Annotated in this window: 15 protein-coding genes; 8 read left to right on the top strand and 7 right to left on the bottom strand. The window is 65.3% G+C overall.

Going from position 1 to position 22062, the window contains the following annotated elements; all coding sequences use genetic code 11:
• The first annotated feature begins 98 nt into the window (after positions 1 to 98).
• From BT183_RS14950 to BT183_RS14940, 3 genes are all read left to right on the top strand, one after another.
• Positions 99 to 1658 carry a Do family serine endopeptidase gene (locus BT183_RS14950; RefSeq protein ID WP_072345026.1) on the top strand — a complete coding sequence of 520 codons (1560 nt, stop codon included), beginning with the start codon at positions 99 to 101 and terminating at the stop codon, positions 1656 to 1658.
• Between the two features lie 164 nt (positions 1659 to 1822).
• On the top strand, positions 1823 to 2494 hold the full coding sequence (locus BT183_RS14945) for a response regulator transcription factor (RefSeq protein WP_072345023.1): 672 nt from the start codon (positions 1823 to 1825) through the stop codon (positions 2492 to 2494).
• On the top strand, positions 2487 to 3902 hold the full coding sequence (locus tag BT183_RS14940) for a sensor histidine kinase (RefSeq protein ID WP_072345020.1): 1416 nt from the start codon (positions 2487 to 2489) through the stop codon (positions 3900 to 3902). Before BT183_RS14945 ends, BT183_RS14940 begins: the two co-directional genes overlap by 8 nt.
• Before the next feature lie 61 nt (positions 3903 to 3963).
• On the opposite strand, the gene BT183_RS14935 is transcribed toward BT183_RS14940, so the two are convergent.
• Positions 3964 to 5019, bottom strand: coding sequence for an Ldh family oxidoreductase (locus BT183_RS14935; protein ID WP_072345016.1), 1056 nt, complete (start codon positions 5017 to 5019; stop codon positions 3964 to 3966).
• A 161-nt stretch (positions 5020 to 5180) separates the two neighbouring features.
• On the opposite strand from BT183_RS14935, the gene BT183_RS14930 reads away from it, so the two are divergent.
• On the top strand, positions 5181 to 7988 hold the full coding sequence (locus tag BT183_RS14930; RefSeq protein WP_177282574.1) for a bifunctional [glutamine synthetase] adenylyltransferase/[glutamine synthetase]-adenylyl-L-tyrosine phosphorylase: 2808 nt from the start codon (positions 5181 to 5183) through the stop codon (positions 7986 to 7988).
• Between the two features lie 2 nt (positions 7989 to 7990).
• On the opposite strand, the gene BT183_RS14925 is transcribed toward BT183_RS14930, so the two are convergent.
• Together BT183_RS14925 and pepN are read right to left on the bottom strand one after the other, a co-directional pair.
• A complete protein-coding gene (locus BT183_RS14925; protein ID WP_072345011.1) occupies positions 7991 to 9502 on the bottom strand; it encodes a sensor histidine kinase in 1512 nt (503 codons plus the stop codon).
• 178 nt (positions 9503 to 9680) lie between these two features.
• The gene (pepN, locus tag BT183_RS14920) at positions 9681 to 12320 is read right to left on the bottom strand and encodes an aminopeptidase N (protein ID WP_072346227.1); all 2640 of its coding nucleotides are present in this window, start codon (positions 12318 to 12320) and stop codon (positions 9681 to 9683) included.
• A 252-nt stretch (positions 12321 to 12572) separates the two neighbouring features.
• Between pepN and BT183_RS14915 the strand changes: the two genes are divergently transcribed.
• The 4 genes from BT183_RS14915 to BT183_RS14900 all read left to right on the top strand — a co-directional run bounded on the left by BT183_RS14915 (position 12573) and on the right by BT183_RS14900 (position 18308).
• Positions 12573 to 14432 carry an ABC transporter ATP-binding protein gene (locus tag BT183_RS14915; protein ID WP_084603579.1) on the top strand — a complete coding sequence of 620 codons (1860 nt, stop codon included), beginning with the start codon at positions 12573 to 12575 and terminating at the stop codon, positions 14430 to 14432.
• Positions 14433 to 14620: 188 nt separating this feature from the next.
• Positions 14621 to 16504 carry an ABC transporter ATP-binding protein gene (locus tag BT183_RS14910; protein ID WP_072345006.1) on the top strand — a complete coding sequence of 628 codons (1884 nt, stop codon included), beginning with the start codon at positions 14621 to 14623 and terminating at the stop codon, positions 16502 to 16504.
• Between the two features lie 80 nt (positions 16505 to 16584).
• Positions 16585 to 17274 carry a D-lyxose/D-mannose family sugar isomerase gene (locus BT183_RS14905; protein WP_072346225.1) on the top strand — a complete coding sequence of 230 codons (690 nt, stop codon included), beginning with the start codon at positions 16585 to 16587 and terminating at the stop codon, positions 17272 to 17274.
• 116 nt (positions 17275 to 17390) lie between these two features.
• Positions 17391 to 18308 (top strand): DMT family transporter, encoded by a 918-nt coding sequence (locus BT183_RS14900; RefSeq protein WP_072345004.1) that lies wholly within the window; start codon positions 17391 to 17393, stop codon positions 18306 to 18308.
• Here BT183_RS14900 and BT183_RS14895 read toward each other — a convergent pair.
• The 4 genes from BT183_RS14895 to BT183_RS14880 are packed head-to-tail and all read right to left on the bottom strand — an operon-like array spanning position 18280 to position 21804.
• A complete protein-coding gene (locus tag BT183_RS14895; protein ID WP_072345001.1) occupies positions 18280 to 19146 on the bottom strand; it encodes a metal ABC transporter permease in 867 nt (288 codons plus the stop codon). The genes BT183_RS14900 and BT183_RS14895 overlap by 29 nt on opposite strands.
• Positions 19143 to 19997, bottom strand: coding sequence for a metal ABC transporter permease (locus BT183_RS14890; protein WP_072344999.1), 855 nt, complete (start codon positions 19995 to 19997; stop codon positions 19143 to 19145). The genes BT183_RS14895 and BT183_RS14890 overlap by 4 nt, the downstream gene beginning before the upstream one ends.
• Positions 19994 to 20911, bottom strand: a complete 918-nt coding sequence (locus tag BT183_RS14885; protein WP_072344996.1) for a manganese/iron ABC transporter ATP-binding protein — start codon at positions 20909 to 20911, stop codon at positions 19994 to 19996. Before BT183_RS14885 ends, BT183_RS14890 begins: the two co-directional genes overlap by 4 nt.
• Positions 20908 to 21804: a metal ABC transporter substrate-binding protein gene (locus BT183_RS14880; RefSeq protein WP_072344993.1), complete on the bottom strand. Its 897-nt coding sequence runs from the start codon at positions 21802 to 21804 to the stop codon at positions 20908 to 20910. Before BT183_RS14880 ends, BT183_RS14885 begins: the two co-directional genes overlap by 4 nt.
• Positions 21805 to 22062 lie beyond the last annotated feature (258 nt).

The following is a 22062-nucleotide window of genomic DNA, read 5'->3' as shown; positions in this document are numbered from 1 at the left end:
ACATCGCGGAAAGGCGGGGTCGCTCATAACAACGGCAAGCCTGCGGCCGATCTGTCCGCAGCGCATCTCGAACGAGCCGTTTGAAGGAGATTCATCCCATGCGCTCCAGTTTCGCTTCGCGTGCCCGCCGTTGGATCGGTGCCTCGACCCTCGCCATGGTGGTGGGCTTCGGCGGTGGCGCCGCCTTCATGGCTGCGACCAGCCCGATGGCTATCGCCCAGGGGCAGCCCGCACAGGTTCAGCCCGTCGCGCAGATCGTTGCGCCCGAAGCTGCGATGCCGACCGGATTTGCCGACCTCGTCGAGGCGGTCAAGCCTGCGGTGGTTTCGATCATCGTGGAATCCGAAGCACGCGGCCCCCGCTCCACCGGTCGCGGTGCCGAAGGCTTCAACTTCAATTTCCCCGACCTGCCCGACGATCATCCGTTCCGCGACTTCTTCGACCAGTTCCGTTCCGGCCCGGGCGATCGCGGTGGCGATAACCGTGCCACCCCCCGCCAGCCGCGCCGCGTGATGGCGACCGGTTCGGGCTTCGCGATCTCGGCCGATGGCTACATCGTCACCAACAACCATGTGGTGGAAGACGCGACCAAGGTCACCGTCCGCTTCGACAATGGCGACGAAACCGAAGCCACCGTTGTGGGCACCGATGAGCGCACCGATCTTGCGGTCATCAAGATCGAGGGCTTTGACGACCTGCCGTTCGTCACCTTTGCCCAGGACGATGCGCGCGTCGGCGACTGGGTGCTCGCAGTGGGCAATCCCTTCGGCCTTGGCGGCACCGTGACCTCGGGTATCGTTTCGGCTCGCGGCCGCGACATCGCCGGCTCGACCTATGGCGACTTCCTGCAGATCGACGCGGCCGTCAACACCGGCAATTCGGGTGGCCCCGCCTTCAACCTCAAGGGTGAAGTGGTGGGCGTGAACACCGCCATCTTCTCGCCCAATGGCGGTAATGTCGGCATTGCCTTCGCCATCCCGGCCAACACCGTGCAGCAGATTGCCAACCAGCTGATCCAGGACGGTTCGGTGACCCGTGGTTTCCTCGGCGTCTCGATCCAGGACGTGACCCGCGACATTGCGGACAGCCTCGGCCTCGCCAATACCCGCGGCGCTCTCGTGGCGCAGCCGAGCGAGGGCGGACCGGCCGAACGCGCCGGCGTGCAGTCGGGGGACGTGGTCCTCTCGGTCGACGGTGCCCGGATCGACAATGCGTTGGCCCTGTCGCGGACCATCGCAGCCAAGGCCCCGGGCTCGACTGTCGAGCTCGTGGTGTGGCGCGACGGCGCCGAGCAGACCATCAGCGTCAAGCTCGACACCCTGACCGAAGAAGAGGCGGCTGCGCCGGCTCAGGAAGAGGAAGTGACGCCCGAGGAGCCCGCAGGTCCGGTGACCTCGAGCGTCGGCATCACGCTCGTTCCCGATGCCGATAGCAGCGGTCTGCTGATCCAGGATATCGAGCAGGGCACCATCGCCTCCGAGAAGGGCTTTGCGGTGGGTGACGTGATCGTCGAGGTCGACAACAAGGCCGTCTCCACGCCCGAGGCGTTCGAGGATGCCATCGCCGGGGTGCGTGACAGCGGTCGTGCAACCGCGCTCGTCAAGACGCTGCGCAATGGCGCCACCCGCTTCATCGGCCTGCCGCTCGATCGCGACTGAGCCGGAACTTATGGTCCGGGGCCGCGTGCCCCGAACCGCAACTGATCAGCCGGCCCGCCTTCAGGCTGGCCGGCTTTTCATTCGCGTGAGGGCATGCTTTGTCTCTCGCGCGGCTTGCAGTTTTCCCGCACGGCACCGTGTCACTCCAGCGTTGCGAGGCGCGCATGAAGATCCTGCTCATCGAGGATGATCGCGAAGCGGCCAGCTATCTGATGCAGGCGCTCGACGAGGCCGGCCATGTCACCCACCATGCCGCCGATGGCGAGACCGGTTATGCCATGGCCTCCGACATGGACTATGACGTGCTCATCGTCGACCGCATGCTGCCCCGGCGCGACGGGCTTTCCATCATCGAATCGCTGCGCGCAGAAGGCGACCGGACGCCGGTGCTGATCCTTTCGGCGCTCGGGGAGGTGGATGATCGCGTCACGGGCCTCAGGGCCGGCGGGGACGACTATCTCGTCAAGCCCTATGCCTTCACTGAACTTCTGGCCCGCATCGAGGTGCTGGCGCGCCGCTCGAGCCCATCTGAAGCGGCGACCAGCTACGAAGTGGGCGGCCTGACCCTCGACCGGTTGTCGCGGAAGGTGGAGCGCGATGGCGAGGCGATCATGCTGCAGCCGCGCGAATTCCGCCTGCTCGAATATCTGATGAAGAACGCCGGCAAGGTGGTCACCCGCACCATGCTGCTCGAAAATGTCTGGGATTATCACTTCGATCCCCAGACCAACGTCATCGACGTGCACATGTCCCGGTTGCGCGCCAAGATCGACAAGGGACACGACCGCCCCCTCCTGCACACCGTGCGCGGGGCAGGGTACATGGTCCGTGACTAGGCTGGCCCAGCTCTGGCGCACCACCACGGTGCGCCTCACGGCGATGTTCGTGCTGATCTTCGTGGTCTTCGCCATCCTGCTCCTGGGGCTCATTACCTATCAGTCGAGCATCCAGATCCAGCGCCAGCAGGCCAACGATCTCGATCGCGAGATCGCAGCGCTCCAGCGGGTCGAGCGCGATCAGGGTTTTCGCGGCCTGCTCTTTGCCATCCAGCGCATGGCGAGCCAGCCGGGCCCCGGCATCTATTATGTGGGCGATGATGCCGGACGCCTCCTCATCGGCAATGTCACAGACCTGCCCATCGACATCCTCCAGACACCCGGCACCTACACCTTCGACTATGATCGACCGGCTGTCGGCACCGACGACAATGGCGAGCCCGTCGATGCCGCTGGCACCGCCGTGGTGCGCTCGGTGCGGCTGGGCAGTGGTCTCGTGCTGGTGGTGGGACGCGACGTGGTGGAGCGCCGCGGCTTCACCGCCATCATCTTCCAGAGCTTCCTTTTCGGGGTGCTGGGCATAATCGTGTTCTCGATCATCGCCGGTGTGGTCACGGCGCTGCGCGTGCTCAAGCGCATCGATGCGATCAATTCGACCTCCACCAAGATCATGTCGGGCAATCTGTCCGAACGCGTGCCCATCACGCGCCGCAATGACGAGTTCGACGGGCTCGCCACCAGCCTCAATGCGATGCTCGACCGCATCGAGCAATTGATGCAGGGGCTGAAGGAAGTGACCGACAATGTCGCGCACGACCTCAAGACCCCGCTCAACCGGCTGCGCAACCAGGCCGAAGCCGCCCTGCGCGAGGGCAGCGAACCGCACATGCAGCGGCAGGCGCTCGAGGCGATCATCGGCGAAAGCGACCGGCTGATCCGTACCTTCAATGCCTTGCTGATGATCGCGCGCGCGGAAGCCGGCACGCCTTCGGGCGCTTTCGGGGAGGTCGATCTCACGGCCGTCGTCTCGGATGTCGCCGAGCTCTACGGCCCTGTCGCCGAGGAGCAGGGCGCCGAGCTTGTGCTTGAAACGACAGGCGAGGTGAGGCTGCGCGGCAATCGCGAACTGCTGGGGCAGGCGCTCGTCAACCTCATCGAGAACGCGCTGAAATACGGCCGCCCGGCCGATGGCGTGGCCGGCCGCATCGTGCTCAGGCTCACTGAGGACGGCGTCAATGCCCGCATCGCGGTTGCCGACAATGGTCCCGGCATTCCCGAAGGCGATCGCGAACGGGTGCTTGAGCGGTTCGTGAGGCTCGAAAAGGCGCGCACTGAACCGGGTTCGGGCTTGGGCCTTTCGCTTGTCGCCGCCGTGGCGCGCCTGCATCGCGGTGCATTGCGCATCGAGGACAACGAACCGGGCGTTCGGGCCGTGGTGACCCTGCCGCTTGAAGCCGGGAGCGCTTGAAGCCAGACCGCTTGCAGGGGACGCTGCACCGGTCTTGTCCTCCGGATCAATCCTTCTGGGTTCAGTCCATCACCTCAGGCAGAACCACGCCTCGCTTGCCCAGCGCATCGCGCAGCGCGACGATGGCGGTATCGGCCATCTCGATACCGCGCTCTGCCGTCTGCCGCCGGCGTTCGGCCGTGCCCTGGCCGGGGAAACGCACCGCATCGAAGCCAGCCATCGGGCGCGCCGACGTGATCATATGGGCCAGTCGGTCGACGCGGCCGGTGAACATTTCGAGCGGCATGAAGGCGGCGATGTCGATGGCGATGAAGGTGTGGCCGACATCGGCGGGCCGGTTGCGATCGTAATTGGGGTTGCCGACATCGGTGCCGAAATTGGCGCCGCCCAGAACGCCGGCCAGCACTTCGACCAGCAGCGCCAGCGCCGAGCCCTTGGCGCCCGCGAAGGGAATGAGAGCGCCCTTCACCGCCAGATCGGGATCGGTGGTGGGATTGCCCTCGATATCGACCGCCCAGCCTTCAGGGATCGGCTTGCGCTCCCGTTCGGCCACCCGGATCTTGCCGAAGGCGCCAACGCTGGTCGCCATGTCGATGGCAAAGGGCGTCTGGCCTTCGGCAACCGGTGTCGCCGCCGCGATGGGATTGGTGCAGATGACCGCCTTGGATCCACCATAGGTCGCCATGACCGGCGCGCCATTGCTGACGGTGAGCCCGATGCAGCCGGCCTCCGTCGCACCATCGAGGAAGAAGGCCGCACGCCCGTAATGGTTTGATCGCCTGACCGAGGCGATGCCGATGCCGGCAATCTTGGCGCATTTGACCGCTTCGGCCATGCCGCGCACCCCGACGACGGCACCCAGCCCGTTGTCGCCATCGACAAGCGCAACGCCGGACCGGGGATTGCTGACGGTGATGTTGGGTCGCGGGTTCATCCGCCCCCTCTCGATGGCATCGAGATACATGCCGACCCGCACCGTGCCATGCGAGATCACCCCCGCCATGTCTGCCGCCAGCTGCCACTGTGCACAGAGCGCCGCATCCTCGGCCGACATGCCGACCGCCTCGAAGGCTGCGGCGATGGCTTGGCGAAGGGCGTCGGCATTGATGCGGGGCATGGCGAACTCTCGACCGGAACGTGACCTCGGATGCGCCAATGGTTCCGCAATCGCAGCCATATGAAAAGCGCGAATGCGGAATGATTGGTAACGTTCATCATGAAATCGCGGTCAACTGCGCCGCGCTTGCCGCCCGCCCTGGGCAAGGCTATGCCCTTGCCATGCAGATCTCCTTCGAAACCCTCCGCGCCCAGGCTCCCTATATCGCCGAACTGGCTGATCGCCACTCGGACTGGATCGGACCAGCCTTGGCCGATGCCGATGCCGCGCTCGCAACTGTTCTGACCGGGCTGGGCGAGGCCGGACGCACCTTGGAGGATGAGGCGTCCCTCGCTGTCGCCATGCGCACCGCCAAGGGGCGGATCGCGCTTCTGGCGGCGGCTGCGGAAGTCACCGGGAGCTGGACAACAGCGCAGTCGACCGCGGCACTTGCCGACCTCGCCGATGCGGCCCTCGATGCCGGGCTCGATCTGCTGATGCGGCTCGCGGCTGCCCGCGGACATCTGGCCCCCGGCGTCGAGGCCAGCAGCGCAAGCAGCGGCCTTGCGATTTTCGCCCTCGGCAAGCATGGCGGAAGGGAGCTCAACTACTCCTCCGATATCGACATCGTCGCCTTTTTCGATGCCGATCGCAGCGTGCTCGCCGATCCCATGGACGCCACGAAAATCTACTCCCGCATCGTCCAGCGGCTTGCCGCCTTGATGCAGGATCGCGGCGCCGATGGCTATGTGTTTCGCACCGATCTACGGCTTCGGCCCGATCCGGGCTCGACGCCTGTGGCGCTGTCGCTCGATGCGGCGCTCGCCTATTACGAAAGCCGCGGGCAGAACTGGGAGCGCGCGGCTTGGATCAAGGCGCGTCCCTGCGCCGGCGACCGGAGCGTGGGCGAAGCCTTCCTGCGCGAACTCGCACCCTATGTCTGGCGCCGGCATCTCGATTTCGCGACGATCGCCGACATCCAAGCGATGAAGCGCCAGATCAACATCGTCAAGAATGTCGGGGCGGCACGTGTCGCAGGGCATAACGTCAAGCTCGGGCGGGGCGGCATCCGCGAGATCGAATTCTTCACCCAGACGCAGCAGTTGATCGCCGGCGGGCGGGACCAATCGCTGCGCGTGCGCTCCACCAGCGAGGCGCTCCTTGCCCTCGCAAAAGCCGGATGGATCGGGCAGGCCGCCGCCTACGACTTGATCGCTACTTACTGGTTCGAGAGGGCCGTCGAAAACCGGCTGCAGATGCTGCGCGACGAACAGACCCACCAGATGCCGGAGGCGCCGGAGGCGATCGCGACCATCGCCCTGCTCATGGGCTTTGCCGACACCTCCGAGTTCGAAGCCCAATACGTCGCTGCCCTCGCGCGCGTTCAGGACTACTATTCCGAGCTCTTTACCGAAGGCGAGAGCCTCGGCGCGGAAGGCGGCAGCCTCGTCTTCACCGGCTCCGACGATGATCCTGAGACCATCGAGACCTTGGCCGGTATGGGCTTTGCCGAGCCGGCCAAGGCCTCGGCGACGGTGCGTAAATGGCACTATGGAAGCTATCCCGCCACGCGCTTTGCCGCGGCGCGCGCCCATCTGACCGAACTTCTGCCCTCGCTGCTCAAGACGATCGCGACGGCTCGAAACGCCGATGCGGCGCTGGCGCGCTTCGATCATTTCCTCTCTCGCCTGCCATCGGGCGTCCAGCTCTTCGCCCTTTTGCGCAACCACGCGCATCTGCGGGCGCTGCTCGTTTCGCTGATGGCGTCTGCGCCGCGCATGGCCGAAGCCGTCATCCACCGCGCCCATGTGATGGACGGGCTCATCGACCCGGCCTTTGCCGATGACGTCAACCGCCCTGCCGTCCTCGTCGCCAAGGTCGACGCGTTTTTGTCCGAAGCCCGGGACTATCAGGATGTCATCGACCGCGCCCGTATCATCGGGCAGGAGCAGAAATTCCTGATCTCGGCCGGCCTTTTGTCGGGCTCGATCACCGCGGGGCGCGCGGCCGAGCAATATACGGGTCTGGCGGAAACACTCGTCGGCCGGCTGTTTTCCGCCGTGAAGCGTGAATTCGCGCTGCGTCACGGCCATGTGCCCGGCGCCCGATCCGGCCTGCTGGCCTTCGGCAAGATGGCGAGTCGCGAGATGACGGTGGCATCCGACCTCGACTTCATCCTGCTCTACGACGTGGCGGGGGATGTCGAAGAGTCAGACGGCGACCGGCCTTTGGCGGTGAGCCAGTATTTTGCCCGCCTCACGCAGCGGCTCGTGGCGGCGCTCAATGCCCCGACGGCCGAAGGGGTGCTCTACGAGGTCGATATGCGGCTGAGGCCGTCAGGCAATGCCGGGCCGTTGGCCACAAGCCTCAAGGGGTTTGCCGCCTACCACCGGGACAATGCCTGGACCTGGGAGCATATGGCGCTGTCGCGGGCGCGCGTCATCCACGCCGAGGCAGGGCTCGAGGCCGACATCGCGGCCGTGATCGAGACCACACTCTCCGAGCCCCGCGACCCGGCAAAGACCATCGAGGACATCGTCTCGATGCGCGCGCTGATGGCGCGTGAGCGACCGCCGCGCCATCCCTTTGACCTCAAGCTCGCGACCGGCGGCCTCGTCGATCTCGAGTTCATCGCCCAATCGGGGCAGCTGGTTGCGGGGCGCGTCATCGCAGCGCCGCAGGTCGAACCGGCCCGGGTATTGCGGCGCATGGGCGAGACGGGCCTCGTGCCCCAGGGCGAGCGCCTCGCCGAAATCCACGGGGTCTATTCCACCATTCTCGAGGTGATGAGCGCGGCTCTTGCCGATCCCTTCAAGGATGAGGGGTGGACCGATGCGTTCCGCGAGCGCCTGGCCCAGATCACCGCCTATCCCAGCTTCGAGCGGCTTTCCGATGATCTGGTGGCCATGCAGGGCGAAGTCGCAACCGCCGCCGAGAGCTGGTACGCCCGCGCCCGCGCCCTGCCGCCGGGCTATGGGCCGGTCGGCTGAGACTATTCCGCGGCTTCGGCCGTAAGCGCGGCTGCGGGCGCCAGCGGCAGCGATATGGCGACCGTCGTGCCAAGGCCAGGCCGGCTGTCGATGGCCATGTGGCCGCCGCTCAATTCCGCGATGGCGCGCGAGATGGCGATCCCTAGCCCCACGGCGCTCTGCTGGCGGGTGAGGGCGGCGTCGCCAAAGGCGAAGGGCTGGCGGATCATTTCGAGCCGCGCATCGTCCATGCCGATGCCTGTATCGGTGACTTCGAGCACGATGCCGTCTTCGGCGGCATGAGCCGCGATCGTCACCTTGCCGCCCGCAGGGGTAAAGCGCAGCGCGTTGTCGAGGATATTGGCCAGCATGCGCTCGATGGCGAAGGGATCGCCGATGATCTGCGCCCGGCTCGGCATGCCGCCTTCCAGCACGACGCCCGCCCTTGCCGCGCCGAGCCGGTGGCGCCGGACCAGTCCCTGCACAAGCGCGTCGATCGGCACGGCCTCCTGTCGCAGGGCCTTGCGACCGCCTTCGAGCTCGGCGAGTTCGAGAATGGCGCCGAAATAGCCCAGCAGCCGTTCGCCCGATGCCCTGATGCCGTCGACATAGCTCAGATACCGGTCATCCCCCAGCGGCCCGTAAGTCTGGTGCGCCATCATCTCGGCAAAGCCGATGATGTGGTTGAGCGGGGTACGGATGTCGTGGGAGAGATGGGCGAGGAAGGCGGTCTTGGACCGGCTCGCCGCCTCGGCGCGCAGCTTTTCTTCATGGAAGCGGCGGGCAAGGATCCGCTGTTCCTCGCGCAGGCTTGCCAGCAATTCGGTGTTGGGCGCTTCGTTGTGATCGCTGACGAGCGTGATGAACCCGCCGCCGGGCAGGGGGCGTTCGTCGATCAGGAGCGTGGTGCCATCGGCGCGCCTCAGTTCGAGCAACCGGCAGGCCTCGGACTCTGTCAGCGTGCGAACCGGCCCGATTTCGCCCAAGCGGCGCAGCGTGCTCGAATAGGGGGTGCCAGGCCGGCTGCTCTCGCTGCCCAGCCTCAGGCGGGCCGTGTAGCTGGCATTGCAGGCCTGCAACCGCCCGTCATCGCCCCACCACGCCATGCCAAAGGGCAGGTCGGCCACCGAGCCCTCGGCCGTTGCAGCGGAGCGGGCCTGGGACTCTTGGGTTTCGCGCCGGCGCAGGGTCATGGCGATGGCGAGGAATGCCATTCCAAAGGCGACGCCGCCGCGGCTGGCGACGCCCAGCATTCCGTGTCGGTCGTCGGCATCGGGGGTGACGGCGCCGGCGGCCACGACGCTGGCGACGAGTGTACCCTGGGGGCTCGGGCTCGAATGGCTGAGAATGCGGATCGCGTCCTGCGCGGTAAAGAGCGTCGCGGCGAGCAGCGCCGTGACCGTTACGGCGCGTGTGACCGGGGACAGGCCGCCCCCGCCGCCGAGAAGGCTGCGCATGCTGCCCGCGACAATGGCCGGAATTCTGGCAAGGGCGAATCCCTTTGCCTCGACGCCGGATGTCTCCGCCGACCGCATCCAATTCTCCTCGATAGATCGTGATTCCGACTGCGCTTGGTGCGCAGGCTCACAATGAATCCTCGCGAATCGCCTGTCCAGAGGCCGTCCCCACCCGATCGTCCGGGTGGGGAGGTTTTCGCGAGTCCCCTGAGTCACTTAGGGTGGGGAAGAAAAATTCTACCCCGTTAGCACCTCGTTAACCCTGCAAAGTCCGCGTCAGGATGTCGGCCGTGTTGCGGCTGAGCCCGCCCTTTTCGGCCAGATCCCGCAGGGCTGCTTCGGCTGCGGCGCGGCGGCTGGGCTCGAGATTGCGCCAGATGCGGAAGCCCGTCAGAACCCGTGCGGCCACCTGCGGATTGCGCTGGTCGACGTCTGAAACGAAGTCGCACACGAAGCGGAAACCGAGCCCATCGGGGCGGGCGAACTGCACCAGGTTGTTCATGGCGAACGCCCCGACCAGCGCGCGCAGGCGGTTGGGGTTGTTGCGCGGGAAGTCGGGGTCCGACAGGATCGCCTTGATCCGGTCGAGCGTCTCGTCATGGGTGGGAAGTGCGTTGAGCGTCAACCACTTGTCGAAAACGAGCGGATCGCCGGTGAACATCGTGCGGAAGTCCCCGAGCAGCCCCGGTGCATCCGCCGTCCAGCGCGATACGGCGGCAGACAGCGCCGCTAGCCGGTCGGTCATGTTCTGGGCGGCATGATACTGCGCGCTCGCAAGGCCGGGGCCGACCGGCGCCCCGCCCTTGACCAGAAGGGCCAGGGCGGCGTTGCGCAGGGCCCGCTGGCCAGCCTGCGTCGCGTCGGGCGAGAAGGGCGCTGTGGAGGCCTTGGCGTGATACAGCGCCTCGAGATCGGGTCCGATCCGGCTCACGATATCGGTGATCAGCCGCTCGCGCGTGGCTTCGATGGCTGCCGGATCGACATCCTGCCCCTTGCTGCGGGCCACTTCGTTGAGGGCCGGCAGGGTGAGCGCCAACGCCTTGAAGGCGTCATCGAGGGTGTCGGACTGCGCGGTATCGGCAAGGGCGGCGGCGAGCGGGGTGATCTGCTGGTCGACCCAGGGCCGGCCGGCAAGGTCGGCCAGCATCAGGCCCATGGCGACATCCTGCAGCGCCTGCCAGCGGTTGAAGGGGTCGGCATCGTGGCGGGCGAGAAAGAGCAGGTCGGCTTCCGGCCGCGCGGATGTAAGGCGCACGGGGGCCGAAAAGCCGCGGAACAGCGAGGCGACCGGCTTCGCGCCGAGCCCGGTGAAGCTGAGGGTAGCGCTGTCGCCTTCGAGCACGATCAGGTCGCCCTCTACCCGGCCTCCTGCAACCGACTGCCAGGCCATGTCCCCGCCATTGGGGCCGACAAGGCCGAAGCGGATCGGCATGACCATCGGGACCTTGTCGGGCTGGCCGGGGGTGGGATCGGTCTTCTGGCTGATCGTCAGCTGGTAAGTGCCTGACGATTCGTCATAATTTTCGGAGACCGAGACTGCTGGCGTTCCTGCCTGGGTGTACCAGCGGCCGAAATCGGCAAGGTCCACGTCGTTGGCATCCTCGAACGACTTGAGAAAGGCTTCGATGGTGGTCGCATCGCCATCATGGCGCTCGAAATAGAGGTCCATGCCCTTTCGAAAGCGGTCCTCACCAAGAAGAGTGGCGAGCATGCGCACGATTTCGGCGCCCTTCTCGTAGACCGTGGCAGTATAGAAGTTGTTGATCTCGCGATACTGGTCGGGCCGCGCAGGATGAGCCAGCGGTCCACCATCTTCTGGAAACTGTGCCGACCGTAACGTGCGAACATCCTGAATGCGCTTGACTGCGCGGGAGCGTTCGTCGGAGGTGAATTCCTGATCACGATAGACGGTCAGGCCTTCCTTGAGGCAGAGCTGGAACCAGTCGCGGCAGGTTATGCGGTTGCCGGTCCAGTTGTGAAAGTATTCATGCGCTATGACGCGCTCGACATTGTCGTAATCGGCATCCGTTGCGGTCTCCGGTCGGGCAAAAACCAGCTTGTCGTTGAATATGTTGAGGCCCTTATTCTCCATGGCGCCGAAATTGAAATCGGAGACGGCGACGATGTTGAAGATATCGAGGTCGTATTCGCGTCCGAAGCGGCGCTCGTCCCAGGCCATGGAGCGCTTCAGCGCATCCATGGCGTAGCGGCACTGATCCTCTTTACCGTGACTGCAATAGATCGCGAGATCGACTTTTCGTCCTGAAGATGTCGTGAAGCTGTCGGTAATGCGTCCGAGGTCCCCCGCGACCATGGCGAAGAGATAGGCAGGCTTCGGATGAGGATCTTCCCAGATGGCATAATGCATGCCATCGCTCTCTTCGCCCGATTCAATCAAATTGCCATTGGCGAGCAGTACAGGAGCGAGCGCCTGATCGGCGCGCATCGTAACCGTAAATCGCGCAAGGACATCGGGGCGATCGAGGTAATATGTGATGCGACGAAAGCCTTCAGGCTCGCATTGTGTGCACCAGACGCCATTGGAGCGATAGAGCCCCATGAGGCGCGTATTCTTCTCAGGGTCGAGGAAGACCTCGGTCTCGAGCGCGAAGCGGCGGTTGGGCGGCTCGTGAATGACCAGCCGGTCGGGCGTTGCTTCATAGGCGGTGAGCGCCAGCGGCAGGCCATCGATGGCGATGGAGCGCAGCACAAGCTCGTTGCCATCGAGGATAAGTGGGGTGCCCGGAGGCGTATCGGGCGCCGGAACCACCGTGAGCAGCACACGAATTCGCACGGAATCCTGTTTGAATAGGGCCTCCAGATCGACTTTTTCGATGGAGTAGTGTGGCGGGGCATAGTCCCTTAGAAAAATAATCCGCTCGTCTTCCGTCCGCATGCCTGTCTCCATCCGCCGCCATATGGCTGGCAGTCTTGATACGATCGGGAGCGGCGCGCAACACCCCTCATCGTGGCTCCGTCATCTCCCGTGTGCCTGCTCAAGAGGCTCGCCACGGTCACTGCCAATTTCGGCAGCAATTGGAGCTGTCACGATGATGTGGCATCATGAGCCACAACAATTGTCTTGACCTCGACCCCGGTTGAGGTTGTAGCCATCCCGCCTCCTGACCGAATGCCGAAGAGGCCTTCCATGTTCCGCCCGCTGATGGACTGGTTCGAGCGCAGGCTCGACCCCTATAGCTCTGCCGACCCGGCCCAGCCGCCAAAGGGCCTGCTCGCCTTCTGCCTGCATTACAGCCATGGCGCCAAGCGCTGGCTGGCGCTGATGGCCGTGCTGGGTGCGGCCATCGCCATTCTCGAGGTGATGCTGTTTGGCTTCATGGGCTCGATCGTCGACTGGCTCGGCGCGGCCAACCCCGACACCTTCCTCGCCGACGAGGGGTGGACGCTGTTCGGGATGGCGGTGGTGCTGCTCGTGCTGATCCCCGGGCTGCAGGTGATCGACGCGCTCATCATCCACCAGACGCTGCTGGGCAATTTCCCGCAGCGCATCCGCTGGATGGCGCATCGCTACCTGATCCGGCAGTCGATGAGCTATTTCCAGGACGAGTTTGCCGGCCGCATCGGCGCAAAGCTGATGCAGACCGCCCTGGCGGTGCGCGAAGTGGTGATGAAGATCCTCGACGTCACGGTATTCGTGGTCGTCTACTTCATCGGCGCGGTCGTGCTCGCCTTCATGAGCGACCCCTGGCTGGCACTGCCCTTCGTCGTGTGGATCGGCTGCTATGTGCTGCTGCTGCGCTACTTTATCCCGCGGCTGGGCAAGGTCTCGCAGGCCCAGGCCGATGCCCGCTCGCTGATGACCGGCCGCATCGTCGACAGCTACACCAATATCGCCACGGTCAAGCTCTTCTCGCATTCGCGGCGCGAGGAAGCCTATGCGCGTGAGGCGATGGACGGGTTTTTGACCACCGTGCATTCGCAGATGCGCATGGTGACGCTCTTGCAGGCGACAATCACCTTCATGAACTGCTCGCTGCTGTTCGCGGTGTTCTTTGTGGGCATCTGGCAGTGGATGAACGGCACCATGAGCCCCGGCGCCATTGCGGTGGCTGCGGCGCTGGTGCTGCGCTTCCAGGGCATGAGCCAGTGGGTGATGTGGGAAATGTCGGCGCTGTTTGAAAATATCGGGGTCGTGCGCGACGGGATCACCTCGATCTCGCTGCCGCGCGTCGTTTCCGATCCGGCGGGCGCAAAGCCGCTGCCGTCCGTGCGCGGCGATATCCGCTTCGAGCGGGTCTCGTTCCACTATGGCAAGGACAAGGGCGTCATCGAGGGGCTGGACCTGCATATCCGGCCCGGCGAGAAGATCGGGCTCGTCGGCCGGTCGGGCGCCGGCAAGTCGACCATCGTCAATCTGCTGCTGCGCTTTTACGACCGCGAGGCCGGGCTCATCAGCATCGATGGCATCGACATCGCGACGGTGACCCAGGATTCGCTTCGCGCCAATATCGGGGTGGTGACGCAGGATACCTCGCTGCTGCACCGCTCGGTGCGCGAGAACATCGCCTATGGGCGCCCCGATGCCACCGAGGCCGAAATCCTCGAGGCGGCACGACTGGCCGAGGCCGATGACTTCATAGGCGGGCTCGTCGACGCGCAGGGGCGCAAGGGGCTCGAGGCGCATGTGGGCGAGCGCGGCGTGAAACTCTCGGGCGGGCAGCGCCAGCGCATCGCCATTGCCCGGGTGCTGCTCAAGAACGCGCCGATCCTCGTGCTCGACGAAGCGACGTCGGCGCTCGACAGCGAGGTGGAAGCCGCCATCCAGGGGCAGTTGCAGCTCTTGATGCACAACAAGACGGTGATCGCGATTGCGCACCGGCTCTCGACCATCGCGGCGATGGACCGGCTGATTGTGCTCGACAAGGGCGAAGTGGTGGAGCAGGGCACCCATGCCGAATTGCTGGCGCTGGGCGGGCATTACGCCCGGCTCTGGCAGCGGCAGTCGGGCGGCTTTCTTGATCTCGACGCGGCCGAAGCGGCGCAGTGATCCGCCCAAGGCCTTCAAGCCTGCGTTGACGGCAGAATGGCGCTGGAACCTTCGGGCTCCGGCGCCTGTTCGGGCAGCATCGTCGTCGTCCGGCAGGAGGCGACCGGCGCCGTCTGCAGACAGGGTGTTTGTGGCTGCACGCGGCGGGAATCGGTCTAGACTTGCCACCCCTCCGCCAGGTTTGCCCTATGTCCCCCATCGACCGCCTCAATGCCCTGTTCGAGGGCTGGATCAATCCCTTCAGGACGCCGGAAAATCCGCAGCCGCCGGCCGATGCGCTGAAATTCTTCTGGCATTTCCTGCGCCAGGCCAAGCTGCCTTTCTTCGTGATGCTGCTGCTGGGCGGTGCGGTGGCGCTGGTCGAGGCGGCGCTGTTCTATTTCGTCGGGCGGCTGGTGGACCTGCTCGATGCCTCAAATCAGGCCGATGGCTGGGACGGGCTGATCGCCGCCCATGGGCCCGAGCTGGCCTTCATGCTGGTGGTGGTGCTGGGCATCAGGCTGGTGGTGACCTGGGCGTCGGCGCTGATCGAGGAGCAGACGGTCAATGTCGGCTTCTACAACATGGTGCGCTGGCAATCTTATGTGCATGTATCGCGCCAGAGCCTGTCGTTCTTCCAGAACGACTTCGCCGGTTCGGTGGCCACCAAGGTGTCGCAGAGCGGCGGTGCGGTGGGCGATTTCCTCGTCTCGCTGATCCAGGTGGTGTGGTTCATCGCCATCTATACGCTCACCACCATCGTGCTCGTGGCCCAGCTCGACTGGCGGCTGGGGCTGGTGGTGGCGGTGTGGATCGTGATCTTTGCCGTGCTCGCGCGCTATTTCGTGCCGCGCATGCGCAAGTTCTCGGCGGCAACGGCCGAGGCCGGGTCGGCGCTGGCCGGGCGGATCGTCGACAGCTATTCCAACATCCAGACATTGAAGCTCTTCGGCACCGCCGACGAGGACAACCGCTATGTGAAGAACGGCTTCGAGCGCTTCCTCGCCGCCGTCTCGCGCATGACGGCGATGGTGACGGCGGTGCGCGTCGCCATGGCACTGCTTTCGGGGGTGATGATCACCACCATCGCCGTGCTCGCCATCCATCTCTGGACCGAGGCGCTGATCACCGTGGGCGGGGTGGCCTTTACGCTCGGGCTCGTGCTGCGGCTCTATACGCTCTTGGGCCGCATGATGACCCAGCTCAACGGGCTGATGCGCAATTTCGGCACGGCGCAGAATTCGGCCGATCTCGTGGGCCAGCCCTTGAAGCTGGTCGATGCCTCCGATGCCAAAGCGCTGGCGGTGAGCGAGGGCGGTATCGCGTTCGAAGGCGTGTCATTCCATTACGGCAAGGGTTCGGGGGTGATCGAGGACCTCAACCTCACAATCCGCCCCGGCGAGCGGGTGGGGCTGGTGGGGCGCTCGGGGGCGGGCAAATCGACCATCGTCTCGCTCTTGCTGCGCTTTTACGATGTCGAGCGCGGGCGCATCACCATCGACGGGCAGGATATCGCCGGGGTGACGCAGGAATCCCTGCGCGCGGCTATCGGCGTTGTGACGCAGGACACCTCGCTGCTGCATCGCTCGGTGCGCGCCAACATTGCCTATGGGCGCCCCGATGCCACGGACGAGGAGGTGGCGGCTGCCGCCGAGATGGCCGAAGCCGACGAGTTCATCGCCAGGCTTTCGGACTTCAAGGGCCGTACCGGCTATGAGGCGCATGTGGGCGAGCGCGGGGTCAAGCTCTCGGGCGGGCAGCGCCAGCGCGTGGCGATCGCCCGCGTGCTCTTGAAGAACGCGCCGATCCTCGTGCTCGACGAGGCGACTTCGGCCCTCGACAGCGAGGTGGAGGCGGCGATCCAGGGCCAGCTCGACCAGCTGATGCAGGGCAAGACGGTGATCGCGATTGCGCACCGGCTCTCGACCATCGCGGCGATGGACCGGCTGATCGTGCTCGACAAGGGCCGGGTCGTCGAGGAGGGGACCCATGCCCAGCTGCTCGAGCGTAATGGCACCTATGCCAGCCTCTGGGCCCGGCAATCGGGCGGGTTCCTTGCCGGCGGCTCGGGCGATGGGCAGCAGGAGGATTAGGCTTTCGCACCGGCGGGCGGGGCGCTAGAGAGCAGGGATCAAACCCGCGCCGCCCGGAGACCCAGATGAGCCAGCCCTCGATCAAGCGCAGCCGCGTCAACCAGATCATGCGCGAAAGCGACGCCTTCATCCGCTCCTTCGGCTATGTGCTGCCGCCCTTTGCCTATTGGAGCCCGGCCGAATTCCGCGCCCGCAAGGACGACGCGCAGATGATCATAAAGGCCAATCTGGGCTGGGATATTTCCGATTACGGCCTGGGTGAGTTCGACAAGACGGGGCTGTTTCTCTTTACCGTGCGCAACGGTAATGCCGCCGATCTCGATAAGGGCCGGGGCATGCTCTATGCCGAAAAGGCGATGATCTCGCGCGAGAACCAGTATTCCCCGATGCACCGGCACAACCTCAAGGCAGAGGACATCATCAATCGCGGTGGCGGCACGCTGGTGATCGAGCTGTTCGGGGATACGGACGGGCAGTGCGATCGAAACAAGGGCACGGTGGTCTATACCGACGGCATCCGCCGCGAGCTACCGCCCGGCGCCCATCTCAAGCTTCTGCCCGGCGAGAGCGTGACGCTGATGCCCAACGAGCACTGGCACGCCTTCTGGGGCGAGGGCGGGGATGTGTTCATCGGCGAGGTCTCGACCGTCAATGACGACCGCACCGACAACGTGTTCGAAGACCCGCGCATTGCCCGCTTCGGGGGGATCGAGGAAGACGAGGAGCCGCTGCACCTGCTGGTGTCGGACTACGAGGCGTGGCTGAAATAGCCCCGGCCCAATGGCACCCATGCAGCCTCGGCGGTTGACAGGACAGCGGGGTTGACGCAACGGTCGGGGCCTACGGGCCGCGACCTTCCGCCTGCGGCCGATTTCGAACGGCTTTCATGTCCGCCATCATTGCTCCGCGCCAGGAACGCGTTCTCCTCGGCATCGGCCTCGTCATTCTCGCCTTCAGCTTTTTCTCGCTGATCGACACCTGCGCCAAATGGATGGTGCTGGCCGGCATTCCGAGCCTGCAGGTGGCGTTCATCCGCTATGCAGCGCAGCTGATCATCATCTCGGCCATGGTGTTTCCGAGCGCCGGCACCGCCCTGCTGGTGACGCGCAGGCCGGTGATCCAGGTGATGCGCGGGCTGGCGCTGATGGGCGCGACGATCCTTAATTTCTTCGCGGTCGCCTATCTGCCGCTGGCGGTGACCTCGGCGATCCAGTTCACCATGCCGCTGATGCTCTGCGCGCTCTCGGTGCCGCTTCTGGGCGAGACGGTGGGCTGGCGGCGCTGGCTGGCCATTCTCGTGGGGCTCGGGGGCGTGATGATCATCGTGCAGCCGGGCACCGAAGCGTTCCATCCCGCCTCGATCCTCGTGCTGGGTGCGGCGCTCTCGACCGCCTTCTACCAGATCCTTACCCGCAAGCTGGCGGGGGTGGACGGGGTTTCGACCCAGCAGTTCTACGCCGCGCTGGTCGCGAGCCTCTGCATCATGCCCTTCGTGCTGGGCGGCTGGGTCTGGCCATCGGAGCCCAGCGTCTGGCTGGCGTTCTTTGCGATCGGGGTCGTGGCGCTGATCGGGCACCAGATCTTCACCATCGCGCACCGGTTCGCGCCGGCCTCGACGCTGGCGCCGTTCTCTTACTTTCACATCTTCCCGATGTCGCTGCTGAGCTGGCTGGTGTTTGGCCAGCCGCCCGACGTCACCATCTATCTCGGCGCACCCATCGTGATCGCGAGCGGGCTCTATATCTGGCTGCGCGAGCGCCAGCTGGCCCGCCCGGTCACGGTGCCGGTCGATCCGAAGGTGTGAGGGCCGGTCGCCTCAAGAGCCCGCCGCGCGGCGAGAACAGCAGCGCCAAGAGGAAGACACCGGTCTGGATCAGCACGATGGTGGGGCCGGTGGCCGCATCGATGTGGAAGCTTAGCAGCGTGCCGAAAACGCTCGACCCCACCGCAACCGCCACCGCGATCATCACCATGGTGCGAAAGCGCCCCGTGAGGAGGAAGCCGGTGGCGCCGGGCGCAACCAGCATCGCCACCACGAGGATGATGCCGACGGCCTTCAGCGCGGCGACGATGGTGAGCGCCAGAAGCGCCAGGAGCCCGTAATGCAGAAGTGAAACCGGCAGGCCGATGGCGCGGGCGTGCTGGGGATCAAAGCAATAGAGCAGCAGGTCGCGACCCTTGGCGAGCACGACGATGAGCGCAAAGCCGGTGATGAGCGCGGTTTCGATGAGGTCAGCCTGGGTCAGGCCCAGCATGTTGCCAAAGAGCACATGGGTGAGGTGCTGGTCGGTCTCGATGCGGGTGAAGAGCACGAGCCCGACCGCGAACATGCCGGAAAAGACGATGCCCATGACGGTATCTTCCTTCACCCGGCTGTTGGCCTTGAGATAGCCCGTGGCGATGGCCGAAAAGAGCCCGGCGGCGAACGCGCCGACCGAGAGCGGCAGGCCGACCACGAAGGCCAGAACGATGCCCGGCAGCACGGCATGCGAGATGGCATCGCCCATCAGCGACCAGCCCTTGAGCACGAGATAGCTCGAGAGCACAGCCGAAACGGCGCCCACCATCACCGCCACCATCAGCGCGCGCTGCATGAAGGGGAAGGAGAGGGGCAGGGCGAAGAAGTCGATGATGGCGCTCATGCGGCGTCTCCCGTGCTGGCGGCGCGGCGGCGCGCGGCCAGCCGTCCATGCTTGGGGGCAAAGAGGAAGGCGAGGAGGAAGATCAGCGTCTGGAGGGTGACGATGACCCCGCCCGTCGCGCCATCGAGAAAGAACGACAGATAGGCGCCGATGGCGGCGGTGAGCGCGCCGAGCGCGATCGAGAGGATGAGCAGCACCCCGAATCGGTCGGTGAGGAGATAGGCCGTAGCCCCCGGCGTCACCACCATGGCGATGACGAGGATGGCCCCGACGGTCTGGAGCGCGGCAACGGTGGCGGCGGCGAGGAGGGTGAAGAACACCACCTGCATCAGGCGCGGATCGATGCCGACGCTGCGCGCATGGCTCTCGTCGAAGAACACCAGCATCATGTCCTTCCACTTCGCGCCGAGGACGGCGAAGGTGACGGCCGAGATGATGACGATCTGGAGCACGTCGTCGTCGCTGATGGCGAGGATGTTGCCGAGCACGATGCTCTGGATGTTCACGGAGACGGGGTTGAGCGAGACCATGAACAGCCCGAGCGCGAAAAAGCTCGTGAAGACGATGCCGATGATGGCGTCTTCCCTCAGCCGCGAGCGCTGGCGCACGATGACCATGGCGAGCGCGGCGAGAAGGCCCGAAAAGAACGCGCCGATGGAATAGGGCAGGCCGAGCATATAGGCCCCTGCCACCCCGGGAACCACGGCATGGCCCAAGGCATCGCCCACGAGCGACCAGCCCTTGAGCATGAGATAGGCCGAGAGGAAGGCGCAGAGCGCACCCACAAGCGCGCTGACCCAGATGGCCTTGACCATGTAGTCATAAGAAAAAGGGGCGAGGAGCTCGATCATCTGCCCTCGCCCCCGGTCTTGTCCGTCGCAGCGCCGTTGCGCCCGGCCTCGCCGTAAAACACCACCGGCCGCTCGTCGTCGGTGAGCACGGTGACGCGACGGGCATCGTCATCGTCGTGAAGGTCGGTGCCCCCGAGATGGAAGTGGCGGAGCACGCCGGAAAAGGCCTTTTCGAGATTGGCCTGGGTGAAGGTCTTGGCGGTGGGGCCGGCGGCGATGACGGTGCGGTTGACCAGCACCACCTGGTCGCAGAAATCGGGAATGCTGCCGAGATTATGGGTGGAGACCAGCATGAGGTGACCAGCCGCCCGCAATTCGCCCATCAGCGCGATGATGGCCTGTTCGGTGGTGACATCGACGCCGGTAAAGGGCTCGTCGAGCAGGATGATCTTCGCCTGCTGGGCCAGCGCGCGGGCGAGGAAGACGCGCTTTTTCTGCCCCCCGCTCAATTCCCCGATCTGGCGCTTGCGAAAGCTCGTCATCCCGACCTTTTCGAGCGCGGCATCGACGGCCTGCCGGTCTTTTGCCGAGGCGAGGCGGAAAAAGCCCATATGGCCGTAGCGGCCCATCATCACCACGTCCTCGACGAGGACGGGGAAGTTCCAGTCGACCTCCTCGGCCTGCGGGACATAGGCAACCAGATTGTTGCGCAGCGCTTCGGCGACGGGTTTGCCGGCGATGGTGACCTTGCCCTGCCGCGGGGTGACGAAGCCCATGATGGCCTTGAACAGCGTCGACTTGCCGCTGCCATTCACCCCGACCAGCCCGCAGATGCTGCCCCCGCCGATGCGGAAGCTGGCATCGCGCAGCGCCACGGTGCCATTGGGATAGGCGACGGTGACGTTTTCGACCGCGATCGAGGGCAGGGCGGAGAGGTTCCACGCCTCGTGCGGAACGTCGGGGGAAAGGCTCATCGCCCATACCCCCTGGCGATCGTGTCGACGGTCACTTCGAGCAGCCTGAGGAAGGTGGGGACGGGGCCATCGGCGGTGGAAAGGGAATCCACGTACAGCACCCCGCCATAGGCAGCCCCGGTTTCCTGCGCCACCTGCCGCGCCGGCGCGTCGGAGACGGTGCTTTCGGAAAAGACGACCGGGATGGCGTTGGCGCGCACCGCATCGATCACCGCGCGCACCTGCTGGGGCGTGCCCTGCTGGTCGGCATTGATGGGCCAGAGATAGAGCTCCTTCATGCCATAGTCGCGGGCGAGATAGCTGAAGGCGCCCTCGGAGGTAACGAGCCAGCGCTCGGCCTCGGGGATGGTTTCGAGCCGGGCGCGCAGGGGGGCGTCGATGGCCCGGATCTCTTCCGAATAAGCCGCCGCATTGGCATCATAGGTGGCGGCATTGGCCGGATCGTACTGCACGAGGGCGGCGCGGATGTTCTCGACATAGATGAGCGCATTGGCCGGGCTCATCCAGGCATGCGGGTTGGGGCGCCCGTCATAGGGCCCGCCCGAGATCGAGACCGGCGCGATGCCATCCGAGACCACCACCTGCGGCACGTCGCGGACATTTTCGAAGAAGCGCTCGAACCAGCGTTCGAGATTGAGCCCGTTCCACAACACGAGATCGGCGCGCTGCGCCTTGACGATATCCTGCGGGGTGGGCTGGTAATCGTGGATTTCGGCACCCGGCCGGGTGATCGCCTCGACATCGGCGGCGTCTCCCGCGACATTGCGGGCGATGTCGGCAATCACCGTGAAGGTGGTCACCACCTGCACCTTGTTCTGGGCCAGTGCGGGGAGGGGCGCAAGCGTTGCCAGCCCCAGGAGGAGGCCGGAGAGCCATGCGGGACAGGAGGGCATCACGTCACCATCGGCGTTATTTGCGAATGGTTCCTAATTGCGTTAAATCCGCGCTCCTGTCAATGTCCGGCCACTTGTCAAAATGCCGGACCGCCAGTAAATTTATGGCCATCGAGATTTGGCGGCATTCGGCCGTATCGCCTCCGACATCGGGCCAGGCGCGCGTTCAAAGACTCCAATCATCGACTGGCCGGACCCATGTTCTCAGGCGAGGGTAGTGGGTCCAGATGTGAGACGACTAGGCAGGGAATTCCTCCG

It is taken from the genome of Devosia enhydra (assembly GCF_900119845.1).
In the GTDB taxonomy this organism is placed as follows: Bacteria; Pseudomonadota; Alphaproteobacteria; order Rhizobiales; family Devosiaceae; genus FPKU01.
The sequence above is the reverse complement of the archived record's forward strand: the minus strand, read 5'-3'. Positions and strand labels throughout refer to the sequence as shown.

Bases quoted from the DNA above. Each gene is read 5' to 3' on its own strand.
- BT183_RS14950 (WP_072345026.1), top strand. From the start codon at position 99: ATGCGCTCCAGTTTCGCTTCGCGTGCCCGCCGTTGGATCGGTGCCTCG.
- BT183_RS14945 (WP_072345023.1), top strand. From the start codon at position 1,823: ATGAAGATCCTGCTCATCGAGGATGATCGCGAAGCGGCCAGCTATCTG.
- BT183_RS14935 (WP_072345016.1), bottom strand. From the start codon at position 5,019: ATGCCCCGCATCAATGCCGACGCCCTTCGCCAAGCCATCGCCGCAGCC.
- BT183_RS14930 (WP_177282574.1), top strand. From the start codon at position 5,181: ATGCAGATCTCCTTCGAAACCCTCCGCGCCCAGGCTCCCTATATCGCC.
- BT183_RS14925 (WP_072345011.1), bottom strand. From the start codon at position 9,502: ATGCGGTCGGCGGAGACATCCGGCGTCGAGGCAAAGGGATTCGCCCTT.
- pepN (WP_072346227.1), bottom strand. From the start codon at position 12,320: ATGCGGACGGAAGACGAGCGGATTATTTTTCTAAGGGACTATGCCCCG.
- BT183_RS14915 (WP_084603579.1), top strand. From the start codon at position 12,573: ATGTTCCGCCCGCTGATGGACTGGTTCGAGCGCAGGCTCGACCCCTAT.
- BT183_RS14910 (WP_072345006.1), top strand. From the start codon at position 14,621: ATGTCCCCCATCGACCGCCTCAATGCCCTGTTCGAGGGCTGGATCAAT.
- BT183_RS14900 (WP_072345004.1), top strand. From the start codon at position 17,391: ATGTCCGCCATCATTGCTCCGCGCCAGGAACGCGTTCTCCTCGGCATC.
- BT183_RS14895 (WP_072345001.1), bottom strand. From the start codon at position 19,146: ATGAGCGCCATCATCGACTTCTTCGCCCTGCCCCTCTCCTTCCCCTTC.
- BT183_RS14890 (WP_072344999.1), bottom strand. From the start codon at position 19,997: ATGATCGAGCTCCTCGCCCCTTTTTCTTATGACTACATGGTCAAGGCC.
- BT183_RS14885 (WP_072344996.1), bottom strand. From the start codon at position 20,911: ATGAGCCTTTCCCCCGACGTTCCGCACGAGGCGTGGAACCTCTCCGCC.
- BT183_RS14880 (WP_072344993.1), bottom strand. From the start codon at position 21,804: ATGCCCTCCTGTCCCGCATGGCTCTCCGGCCTCCTCCTGGGGCTGGCA.